The following is a 12,026-nucleotide window of genomic DNA, read 5'->3' as shown; positions in this document are numbered from 1 at the left end:
ACTATATTTTGCTTCAAAATCAAACTAAAAAGTTAATAAAACAGTAATATCTCTAAAAATTAGCATTTTTTTAAGATTTTATCTGATATATTAATAATTTTTATAAGATATGTTTTTATATCACAAATAGCACTAACTTTGTTATACAAATCAAAATAACCTACAAGCTAATAAATAATTAATAACGCCATTAAATTATATTTTGATGATGAAGAAAATAGTACCTTTATTTCTACTAATTAGTAGTTTATATGTAAACGCCCAAGTTGGCGTTGGAACAACTTCTCCAGCTGCAACTTTAGATGTTACAGCAACTAATCCAACCGGAACAGCCACAAATGTTGATGGCATTTTGATACCAAGAGTATCGAGAGAAAGAGCTCAGCTAATGGCATCTACTCCAACTTCCACTTTGGTTTACATTAATGATGTAGCTTCAGGATCTGCATCAGGAACAACAATAAATGTAACAACAGTAGGTTTTTATTTCTTTAATGGAACAATTTGGGAAAAAATTGCAGCAGGAATTAGTAACGATTGGTCCTTAATTGGAAATAGCGGAACTTCCTCTTCAACCAATTTTTTGGGCACAACCGACAATACTGATTTAATCTTCAGAAGAAACAATTTAAGAGCCGGTAGATTAGGTTTAGACAATACTTCATTTGGTTTAAACTCATTAAACCCCGCAACAACTGGAACTAGAAATACAGCGATTGGAGCCAATGTTTTAAATGTCAACACAACAGGTACAAGAAATACAGCGATTGGCGAAAACACTATGTTTTTAAACACTACCGGTGGAGAAAATGTAGCCATGGGTGCCGGTTCTTTGTATAGTAATACAACTGGAAATCAAAACACCTCTATTGGAAGAAACTCTTTAACAACCAATACTACCGGCAGTTCAAATACAGGATTAGGTTATATAACTTTACGAGATAATACTACCGGGGATTTTAATACAGCGGTTGGTAGAGCTTCATTAATAAGTAATACTATTGGTATTGAAAATGTTTCTGTTGGAGTAAATAGTTTGTTTGCAAACACAGCCGGTAATTATAATAGTGGTTTTGGAGTACAATCAATTAGAAACAATACAACCGGGTCAAACAATACTGCCATAGGTCATCAATCTCTTTTTAGCAATTCAACAGGAAACAATAATGTTGCTATTGGAAACCAAGCTGGCTATTCTGAAACAGGAAGCAACAAACTCTACATTGAAAATTCAAATGCAAATGCTGATAATGCTTTAATTTATGGAGAATTTACAACTGGAGCAAAAATATTACGTACAAACAGTCAATTTCAAATTGGCAATCCAACACTAACAGGATATTCATTTCCAACAGTTAGACCGGCAACTGTTGCCGGACAGATTCTACAATACAATGCACTGGGTGCATTAAGCTTTCAATCACCTTCTGCAGCTCTTAATGGCTTTGCTTGGCTCACAACCGGTAATGCCGGAACTGTAGCAACAACAAATTTTATAGGCACCACAGATAACATAGATTTTAGAGTACGAACAAACAATGCAGAACGCTTTAATTTCACAAATAACGGCAGAATAAGAAGTTACAATGACGGTGATGCAGCCCAACCTACCTACTCATGGTCTCCTGCTACTGGATCAACCATGGGAATGTATAGAATTGGAGCAAATATCCTAGGATTTTCTACTACCTCAACCGAACGATTAAGAATTAATGCAACCGGACAAGTAATCGTGAATTCTGCTACTGCTTTTGCAACTTCAACCTTTTACAGCTTAGCTACTGGTAACAACGATGCCGTTGATGGAAATGCTTCGGGAACAGGAGCTGCCATTTATGGTCAAAACACCGGTACTGGTCAAGGTGTGTATGGTTTAACGAATAACGCAACCGGAATTGGTGTATTAGGAAATAATTTAAGTACAGGTGCCGGTGTATATGGTCAAACTGCCGGAGCAGTAAGTGCTGGTGTTTTTGGAGTGGCCAATGTAGCAAATGGTGCCGGTTCCTACGGAACTAGTAATGGTGCCGGTGGTACTGGAGTTTGGGGAAATACAACTGGAAATCTTGGAAATGGTGTTTACGGTCAAGCTAGTGGTACAAATGGAACGGGAGTTTATGGATTTGCAAATAATACGGGTGGTGATGGTGTTATAGGCGAATCTACGGTGGCAAATCGTTACGGTGTTTGGGGATTCAACAATAATGCAACCGGAATTGGTGTTTTTGGAAGCACAACAGGTGCAAATGCGTTTGGTGTAAGAGGACAAAGTTCAACTACCGCAACAGGTGTTTTAGGAACAAATACTGGAACCGGCAATGGTGTTTGGGGTGAAAACTCAGGGACCGGTGTAGGAGTTAGAGGTCAAAGTGTATCAACCGGAATTGGCGTTTTTGGATTTAACAATGGAGCAGGAAATGCAGTATTAGGTAACAACACCGGAACAGGTCGTGGTATAGAAGGACAAAGTGCCACAACCGGAATTGGTGTAATCGGGTTTAATACAGGAACCGGTGTAGGTGTTCAAGGACAAAGTGTAACAACCGGAATTGGGGTTATTGGCTTTAATACCGGTGCTGGTGTTGGTGTTCAAGGTCAAAACTCATCCACTGGCGAAGCAATTGTTGGTATAAATACCGGTTTAATAGGTGATGGAATTGTTGGCCAAACGCCCGCAGGTTCTGCCGGATTTGCTGTTTTTGCAAATGGTGATATGGGAGCATCCGGAATAAAACCTTTTTATATCGACCATCCAACAGATCCAGCAAACAAATATTTGCGTCATTTTGCATTGGAATCAAATGAAGTGCTTAACGTTTATCGTGGAAATGTTGTTTTAGATGCTAATGGAGAAGCCATAGTGACTCTTCCTAACTATTTTGAAGACATCAACACCAATTTTTCTTATAATTTAACATCAATTGGGTCAAAATCTGATGTATATATTAAAGATGAAATAAACAACAATCAATTTAAAATTGCAGGAGGACTTCCTAATCAAAAAATATCATGGCAAGTTTATGCTGAACGAAATGACTTATACCTACAACAATTCCCAGAAAAAAGAGAAGTTGAAATCAATAAAGATTCAAATGATAAAGGAAATTATTTAATGCCGGAATTATTTAATCAAACAAACGATAAAGGAATTTATAACAAAAGTAAAAAGGTTGAATCTACCGCAAATAAATCGCCATTAAAAGAGAATACGGAAATTTCAACTATAGAAAGCACTAAAGAAAAAAGTGCTCGTTCAGAAAAAAAAGAACCACAAGTCACCGATAAAGAAAAAGTAATAGAAAACTAAACTTAAAAAACCGTCTCACCACCTGAGGCGGTTTTTTTAGCTTCACTCCCGCTCTACTTCCACTTTCCGTTTAATCTCTCCCCCATTTTCATCCACAACAGTGATAAAATGAATACCGGAAGTAGCTTTTAACGGCATTTCGTGAAAGTTTTGAGTAATGCCTAAATACGTATTGTTCACATACCAATACAATTTGATGTTAGGTTGCGAATGAGCCACTTTTAAAATCACCGGTTGCACTTCACTGTCAAAATTTTTGGTAAGATAGATTTTGCTATTTGTTTTCGGATAAATAAAGTCCATAAACGGCGTTTGATTGTCCTCACAATCTTGACGGAAAGGCGGCAAAACCCAATAATCCATGTTTTTACTTTTGTAATACCACTCCATCACAGGAGGTAAAACAAACCACGATTTAGTAACCATTTCATCCACATTCTCACAATTGCTGTTTACACGAAATTGCTCCGTTTTATCCAAATGAACTAATTTATGATAGTTGCATTGTTCTGTTTGTTTAGCCGAAACCGGAATCCATTGTTTGCTTTTCGGACAATTATCTGAGGCTAAAAAACCACTTTTGGCACAAATTTCGGCTTGTTGCAAATTGTTTAGCGGTTTTTCAAACCAATTGCTTCGTGGCAATAAATTGAACACATCAAACAAAATTGGTGCTGCGTGACTTACTCCGGTTAATGTTGGGCGACCTTCTCCTGTAGCATTTCCGACCCAAATTCCGACTACATATTTAGAGCTTGTTCCGATAGCCCACGCATCGCGATTTCCAAAACTGGTTCCGGTTTTCCAAGCGATGGGAAGCGAAGAGTCATAAAAACGCCACGCTTCATCGCCTTCAGGACGGTTTACTTCCTTCATCGCTTCGTAAGTTAAATAAATTGACCCTGCTCCCACAATATTTTTTTGATAGGATAATTTTCCGAAGTCAATTTTGTTTTCAGCGACGTAATTCAACTCTGAAAATTCATTTTTTCGGTATTGAAATTTATTTTTTTGGTATTGATTTAATGTTCCTGTTAGACCTGAATATGTTTTACACAAATCCCACAAATTGGTTTCTGCTCCACCCAAAATGAGTGATAGTCCGTAGTGATTTGGATGTTTTTTCATTGTGGTAAAACCATATTGTTGCAATTGTTCATAGAAACGATACACGCCAAAATCTTGTAACATCAAGACGGATGGAATGTTCAATGATCGTGACAAAGCTCGTCTTGCCGGAACTGCACCGTCATACGTCAAGTTAAAATTTTGTGGAGTATAGCCTGAAATTTGTGTTGGAATATCAGGGACTAATGTATTGGGCAACAATTCGCCTTCATCCAACATTCCTGCAAAAAGCAACGGTTTCAAAATACTACCCGAACTGCGTGGAGCCGAAATAATATCAACATCTTTTTGATGATTTTTGTCGGTTGGAGCATTGCCAACGTAGCCTACAATATTTCGGGTTTCAACTTCCACGACCAAAATGGCTAGGTTGTACACTTCATTTTGTTTGTATTGGTAATAATAATTTTGAGCAATTTGATTCAATCGTTCTTGCAACGCAAAATCGATCGTGGTTTTTACTTTTTGACCTTCTTGTTTTTTGGCGGTTTTTTGTAATAAATGCGAAGCCATTTGCGGTAAGTCAAACGGCTTTTGTGGCAAAGGTTCTTGCAACGCCATTTCGTATGAAAGTTGATCTAATACTTCATTTTCGTATAATTTTGCCAATAAACGATTGCGTTTTTCGAGTAAACGTTGTTGGTTTTTTCCGGGATAAATTAAGCTTGGAGCATTCGGTAAAACTGCTAATGTAGCCGTTTCTGCCCACGATAATTGATGCGATTGCACGCCAAAATACCGCCACGAAGCCATTTCTAATCCCACCACATTGCTACCAAACGGAGCGTGGGCAGCATACAGTTTCAAGATGTTATTTTTTGAATGACGAAGTTCTAAACGCGTTGCCAAAACCACTTCGATGATTTTTTCAAAATACGTTCTGTTTTTTCCTTTTCGGGAAAGGCGAATGACTTGTTGGGTTAATGTACTTCCGCCACGAACAACGCGATTGGCTTTGCGGTTTTGTCGAAATGCATTCCACATCGAAATCGGGTTAAAACCTGGATGATAGTTAAAATGTTGGTCTTCAAAAGCGATAATGCATTGTTGAAACTTCTCAGGCACACTATCTGCTGCCGGAAACCGCCATTGACCATCACGAGCGATTTTGGCTCCTAATAAATTACCTTCTTTGCTTTCGATAACGGTGGAATATGGTTCGTTAAAAAGTGTTCGAGGTAAGCAAAAATAATAACCGATCAACAATAGCAAAATCAAAATGGATTTGAATTTGTGTTGGATGATTTTGGTCTTGGCTTTATGGAGGAGGGGTTTGAGCACGGAGTTTAAACTAATTTTTGATTAAGATTTCTACAAAGTTAGGAGAATACGGAAAGCATGGGCATTATTGATTTTCTAAAGCTTTATCCAAATCTTGAATCAATCTGTCATTTTTATCCATATAAATTAATGTGGTTCCCCGAGCAAAATGATTTATTGCAAATTTTCTTCCCCCTATCCTGACGATATTATAAATCCGCCAATAATCTTGATTATTTTCTATCAAATGTTTTTTAGAAATAGAAAGCGGATAATCATTAATATAATAGAAGGTATTATTTGTATCAAAAACAAAAACTGCAGGGCCAATCACTATAAACTGATAAATACTATCTAATTTAAGGACAACAATTTCATCAGATTTACCATTCTTGCAAAATATATTGAACTCACCTTTATGCCAATAATAAGACACTTCACCTTTTTTACTTTCTAATCGATATACTTTATGTTCTAAAACAGCTTTTATTTCTTTGCTATTTGGTAAATAATTTAAATTCTCTATTATTTTCGTATCGATAGACAAAGTACTTCTTTCGTTATATGCATCATTATATTTAACAACAGTTTGATTTTTCTTAATTTCATGAACATTTAAGATGGCATATTCAATGAGTTTTAGACTTTTTTCGACTTCAAATCTTAAAGCAACTTGCTTTACTATGATCTGATTTTTTCTAGACAGCCAACATTTACCATAATAAATAAATGCTTGAGGTTCTATTTTTTTTGTGTAAGAGTGGTCAAAGTTTAAACATATTTTCTTCTTATAATTTAATTTTATTGATAATTGCTCCGCAAGACTACCAATTACATATGCTTTTTGAATTTCTTCATAACTAAATCCAGTTGAAAAAGCTACCGTCACATTTCCAAAAGTTTTGAATAAAGTATAGTCCTTATGTGCTTCAACTTTCCAAAAGTTAAAAAGAAAAAAGAAAAAAATTAATTTAAGCAGTGTTTTCATAAATATTACAAATAACTTAACTTTAGACAAATAAACTTCCATATGAACAACCAATATGGTAGAATAAAAAGGCTTGTTATTCTCAAATATAGTAATATTAAAAACAATTTATTAAATCAGTAATGTTATAAGAATTCTTCTTTATTACACAAACCCCCTAGCCCCGATTGCAATGGAAAGCCTTGTGCAGCCAAAGCTGCTTTTTTCTTGCTGACCCAAAGCGACCAACGGAAGCTCTTGGGGCGGCTTAGAAAAAACAGCTTTGGCAAACAAGCTTGGAATGGAAAGCGGGATTGGCTTCAAAAAATATTTTTGATTTTTCTATTTAAACTTTATGAGATTCCACCTGCGTCGGAATGATAACAAGACTAGAAAAGTAAAAGGCATTTACCTCACCACCAACTTACTCGTAAAACTACCCCCATTCACATCTTCTACAGAAACAAAATACAATCCCGAAGTAAGATTATCAATAGCAACAGTAGTCAATTCTAAATTATCCATTTTTTGATTGGCAACTCTTTTTCCCATCGAATCATAAATAGTCAACTCGTTTAAATTCAATAAATTAGAATTTCTAATTATGAATGAATTACTGGCTGGATTAGGATATAAACTCAATCCATTTTGCTGAAAATCATTCGTACTCAAACTCGTATCAATAACTCTCGAAATCACACCATTCGAAATGCCAACCCAATATAATTCGCCATTCACATCTTCGCCAAACGAAACTACATTTCCTGAAAAAGCAGTGGCTGTCCACGTAATTGGACCTCCATCCACATCGATATAACCAATTTTATTGTTGCAGTAATCGGCAAAAACATATTTATTTTGAAGAGCAGGATAAGCTGTTCCGCGGTACACGTAACCACCGGTTAATGAGCAACCGCCGGTAGAAGCATGCGTGTATTGAGCTATAGGAAATGTATAATTAGACGAAGCACCACAACCGGATGTGTTATAGGCACTGTTGCCTTCATAGCAACGCCAGCCATAATTTAGACCGGCTTCGGTAGAAGCTGCCTTATTGATTTCTTCAATGGCATTCTGACCCACATCGGCAATCCATAAATCTCCGGTTAATCTGTCGAAAGAGAATTTCCAGGGGTTTCGCACACCAACAGCCCAGATTTCATCTTCACCGGCAATGCCCACATACGGGTTGTCTGCGGGAATTGCATAACCGGTTTCGCCATCCACATCAATACGAAGCATTTTGCCTAACAATGAGTTCAAGTTTTGTCCATAATTATTCGGATCGCCGCCACTTCCGCCGTCGCCCATTCCGATGTATAAATAACCATCCGGACCAAAATTAAGCGAACCGCCATTGTGATTAGAAAAAGGTTGAGCAATGGTTAACAAAATTTCAGCACTCGCAGGGTTGGCAACGTTTGGATCAGATTCGCTAACGGTATATTTTGCAATCACGGTAGCACCATCGCCGGAACGAGTATAGTTTACATAAAACCGCCCATTCGTGGCATAATCCGGGTGAAAAGCCAAGCCCAACAAGCCGCGTTCGCCACCTGCTGTAATGATTGACGATAAAGATAAAAAAGGCGTGGTGTTGATGGTTCCGTTTGCATTGACAATGCGGATTAAACCGCCTCGTTGCACCACAAATAACCGTTCGTCACCAGCGTTCACGATGGCAACCGGACTTGAAAAACCGGAAGCAAACGTTTGCAGACCTAGTGTTTGCGAGAAAACACTCGACGCAAACAGTAAAACACATAATTGTAATAATTTTTTCATAGCAGTATTGTTTTTGGATTACGTAAAATTAGTAAAAAAATGCAAACTGTACTAATTGTAAACAAGTTAGCCATTGATTGCGTTAAAATTTAAATGATTTACGTTACTTTTTAGGGAATGGTTTTTAACTTATCAATTTTGTAATTAGAAGTTTGACGGTAGGGGACGTCATTTTTGACGTCTGGAATCCAATTTTAACGTTCCGAATTCGATGCATGGGGATTTTGATAGCGTATTATTAATTGTGTGGGATTTATTATATTTTAGCAAGGGAATAAATTTATATCTTTTTAAAATCAATACAATGAAAACATACATCAATATAATTCTAATTTTCACTTTTATTACATTTAGGGCACAAGAAATTATTGTGCCTCTTGAAAACCAATTTACTTATAATGAATTAAGTACCTCAAGTCCAATATACTATAAGGATGTCAATAATACCCTAACTAAATTTTTAGGTAATTGGATTTATAATGATGGTATAAATTATTTAAAAATTTCAATTACAAAAAAGTTGCATCAACAAAAGGGCTTTCCTGGTTTTAATGATCGAAATTTTGAAGATTATTTATCTATCACGATGATTTACAAAATAAATAAAACTGAAATATATAATACAACTCCTGTACCTGCTACTGATGGACTAATTTATGGTAATATTATAAAAAGTTCAGATAAGGTAGAATTAAATTATAATGAACCTACTTCAAGTTGTAGAAGGCAAAAAGATGCTGATTTAATACTTGAGTTTATGCCTGATGGAGGATTAAGTTTTCTTGATAATCCTAGTGGCACGTTAAAATGGAAAAGAAAAAACAGACTCAACCAGATAGCTCCTCAAACAACTTGTCCTGATGGAACTCTAGTTGATTCCTCAAATTTTATAATACCAACTGAATTAATATTAGAGAGAGAATAATTCAATTATAAATTTTAGTTTTAAAAAACCGCCCCAAATTTCTTCAAGACGGTTTCAACCACAATCCAACTAAAATTAGTTAACCACTACATAGCCTTTTGCTTTGGCATAACTGTGTATAGACGTTGCCATCGCATTGCCCAAATCGTCTTGTGTTTTGGTGTTCTTTGATTCGTTGTCAATAAATTCTTGACGTTTCTTGGCCAACTCCGCCATTTCTTTTTGAATGGTTTCTCGTTCTTTGGTTTTCTGAGCTACAATCGTTTTAATTTCTTCTTTCGATTTGTTCTTTAGTTCTGCCGGAAGTTCTTCTTCTTTCAAATTATCTAAGGCTTTGGCATCGGTTTTAGCTTTATCCACCAAATCCCAACTGTCATTTTTATACACTGCTTTCGATTTACTCACCGAACGCTCGGCATAATTGGCTGTAGAAATCGATTCAGCATTGGCATCTTGCACTTCTTGGCTTCTTTTTTTCTCCACTCCTTTTGCACCATACCCAATATACGTAGCATTCAACCGCACATTGCATTGCGAAATCCGGTCGTCATACGGCGTTACGATGTAGCGAACTTTGGCGTTGTAATCAATGTTGAAGTATTTTCCTTTGCCCACATCGGCACCGTCTTTCCAAAAGGTCGAAATCCCTTCGGCAGCATTTCCACAGAAAATCGTGTTGATAAAAATGTCTTTTTTCAACGCATCGGCAATGGCTTCTTTATAGTTGATGTTGCCTTGATTAAAGGGTTCGTTTCCGGCAATGTACACGAGTTTCATACTTTTTTGATGGTCGTCCCAGGTCAATTTATCAACGGATTCTTTGATTACAGCTCCGCAATATTCATAACCACCGTTGGTTCGCAACGCAAACAATTGTTCCGAAATCAAATCTAAATCGGTACTCAACGGTGTAATTTGTCGGATATAATTGGATTGCACACTCAATCCGCTGTTGCCGTATTCGTATAACGCAATTTGAATTTCCGGACTTTTGCCTTCGTATTTCAATGTGGTTAAGGTGTTCACGATGTTCCACAAACGCGATTTGGCTTGTTCAATCAAACCATCCATACTGCTAGACGTGTCTAACAATAAGGCGACTTGAATTTTGGTGTCGGCGGTTGTTGCCACAGTTGGTTTAGGTTGAGCATGAACTGCTAAGGTTTCTTTTTTGTTCTCGCAATTGCTAAACAGCAAGCAAGACGATAACAGGGCGAAGGTTAAAACTAATTTTTTCATAAGATTGTGTTTTTAAAGGAATAAGAGATTATTTTTGAAGGTTTTTGATGTCGTTTTCTATCGAAAGAATCATCAAGCAAGTTGCAGTACAAAAGGACGGACTCGTGATGCAGTGATGACCGTTCCAGCTCCCGTCGGCATTTTGAATTTGCATCATTCTGCCACCGATGTTGTCGTACCAGTCTTTCCAGTCATCGTCTTGATTCACAATCATGGATTCGCCGGTTTGCAAGAAGCTTAGGAATTCTTCGCCGCCGTTGTTGCCAAATCCGGATAATACATCTTCTTTCATCGCGGTTACTTTGGCAGAATTATAAACTTTGTTTGCCACATCATACGACTTTGCTTTTTCTTTTGAATAGCCTAAACGTTCTAAATTTTGTTCGTTTAAAATAGCATCGCGTTCAATTTTGCCTTCGGCTTTTGCTTTTTTAAACAATTGGTTGACTTCTTTGGCTTCTTCGGCACTATTGCGAACGGAACTACTCACGGCATACAACATAATTCCGGCACCATCTTCGGTTTTAGCCGATTGACTTTCGGGATTGTAATTGCTTTTTTGGTATTCTCTGGCTTTTTGAATTTTGTCTTTATCCACTTTGATGCCTTCGTTTTTGGCAGCCATTTCTAAACTGGAGTTCGCAAAAGATGATTGTAAAACACCTGCCCAACCGGAGCTTCCGACTTTACCGGAATCGCCCATCGATTTTTCAATTTTATCGACACAAACTTGAATGCCGTCTTTTACTCTTGCTTTGATTGAATTATCTTTTAAAGTAGGAAGCAATTGATTGAAGAATTGCAAGGTGAGAATGGCATCAATGTGTTCGCCTAATTTTCCTTGAATTTGCGTTCCACGAATTTGCGTGATGTAAGGAGAATTTTGGTTCTTTTCGATTTCATTTAATAAAAATAAAACTGATTTTTTAAGGGTTTCTTTGTGCTCGCCTTTTTCCATCGAATGACCGCAACGGTACAAAGCCATCGCCGACATTGCCGTGGTAGCAGGATCGGAAGAAACGGCGTGCGGATTTCTTTCGGATTGATTGTTTCTAGAACCGGCTCCCCAACCACCATCGGAGTTTTGGGCTTCGATTAGCCATAATTCGCCTTTGGAAATGGTTTCGATGAATTTGGATTTTGTTTTTACTGTTGATGAACCTTCAACGGATTGCTCGCCCATTAAGGACATAAATACGCAGGGTTTTTCTTCGTCTTCCACAATTTCTCGTTGAGCGATTTCTTTTTTTGGAAGAAGTTCTTTCATTGGTGCTGAATCATTTCCCAACAAATAAATAAACGGAACACAACTTACTAAAGCGGATATTCCAAGGATGATTTTTGATTTCATATTGTATTGATTATTATTTAAAAATTATTTTTTTGCCACGAATTCACGAATGAATTTTTTACTA

Annotated in this window: 7 protein-coding genes; 2 read left to right on the top strand and 5 right to left on the bottom strand. The window is 36.9% G+C overall.

Annotated features, from left to right (window positions below):
- The first annotated feature begins 205 nt into the window (after window positions 1-205).
- Window positions 206-3,307, top strand: coding sequence for a hypothetical protein (locus B4N66_RS14525; RefSeq protein WP_291095710.1), 3,102 nt, complete (start codon window positions 206-208; stop codon window positions 3,305-3,307).
- Between the two features lie 42 nt (window positions 3,308-3,349).
- On the opposite strand, the gene pbpC is transcribed toward B4N66_RS14525, so the two are convergent.
- The 3 genes from pbpC to B4N66_RS14510 all read right to left on the bottom strand — a co-directional run bounded on the left by pbpC (window position 3,350) and on the right by B4N66_RS14510 (window position 8,447).
- Window positions 3,350-5,716 carry a penicillin-binding protein 1C gene (gene pbpC, locus B4N66_RS14520; RefSeq protein ID WP_291095709.1) on the bottom strand — a complete coding sequence of 789 codons (2,367 nt, stop codon included), beginning with the start codon at window positions 5,714-5,716 and terminating at the stop codon, window positions 3,350-3,352.
- A 64-nt stretch (window positions 5,717-5,780) separates the two neighbouring features.
- Window positions 5,781-6,683 carry a hypothetical protein gene (locus tag B4N66_RS14515; protein ID WP_291095707.1) on the bottom strand — a complete coding sequence of 301 codons (903 nt, stop codon included), beginning with the start codon at window positions 6,681-6,683 and terminating at the stop codon, window positions 5,781-5,783.
- Window positions 6,684-7,070: 387 nt separating this feature from the next.
- Window positions 7,071-8,447 carry a PQQ-dependent sugar dehydrogenase gene (locus B4N66_RS14510; protein ID WP_291095705.1) on the bottom strand — a complete coding sequence of 459 codons (1,377 nt, stop codon included), beginning with the start codon at window positions 8,445-8,447 and terminating at the stop codon, window positions 7,071-7,073.
- A 304-nt stretch (window positions 8,448-8,751) separates the two neighbouring features.
- On the opposite strand from B4N66_RS14510, the gene B4N66_RS14505 reads away from it, so the two are divergent.
- Window positions 8,752-9,372, top strand: coding sequence for a DUF6705 family protein (locus tag B4N66_RS14505; RefSeq protein ID WP_291095703.1), 621 nt, complete (start codon window positions 8,752-8,754; stop codon window positions 9,370-9,372).
- Window positions 9,373-9,447: 75 nt separating this feature from the next.
- On the opposite strand, the gene B4N66_RS14500 is transcribed toward B4N66_RS14505, so the two are convergent.
- Together B4N66_RS14500 and B4N66_RS14495 are read right to left on the bottom strand one after the other, a co-directional pair.
- Entirely contained in the window at window positions 9,448-10,611 is a 1,164-nt protein-coding gene (locus tag B4N66_RS14500) for a vWA domain-containing protein (RefSeq protein WP_291095702.1), read from the bottom strand.
- A gap of 28 nt (window positions 10,612-10,639) precedes the next feature.
- Entirely contained in the window at window positions 10,640-11,962 is a 1,323-nt protein-coding gene (locus tag B4N66_RS14495; protein ID WP_291095700.1) for a hypothetical protein, read from the bottom strand.
- Between the last annotated feature and the right edge of the window lie 64 nt (window positions 11,963-12,026).

The sequence above is a fragment of the Flavobacterium sp. UBA2787 genome (assembly GCA_002352205.1).
Taxonomy (GTDB): domain Bacteria; phylum Bacteroidota; class Bacteroidia; order Flavobacteriales; family Flavobacteriaceae; genus Flavobacterium.
This window is presented reverse-complemented; position numbering and strand designations above follow the sequence as displayed.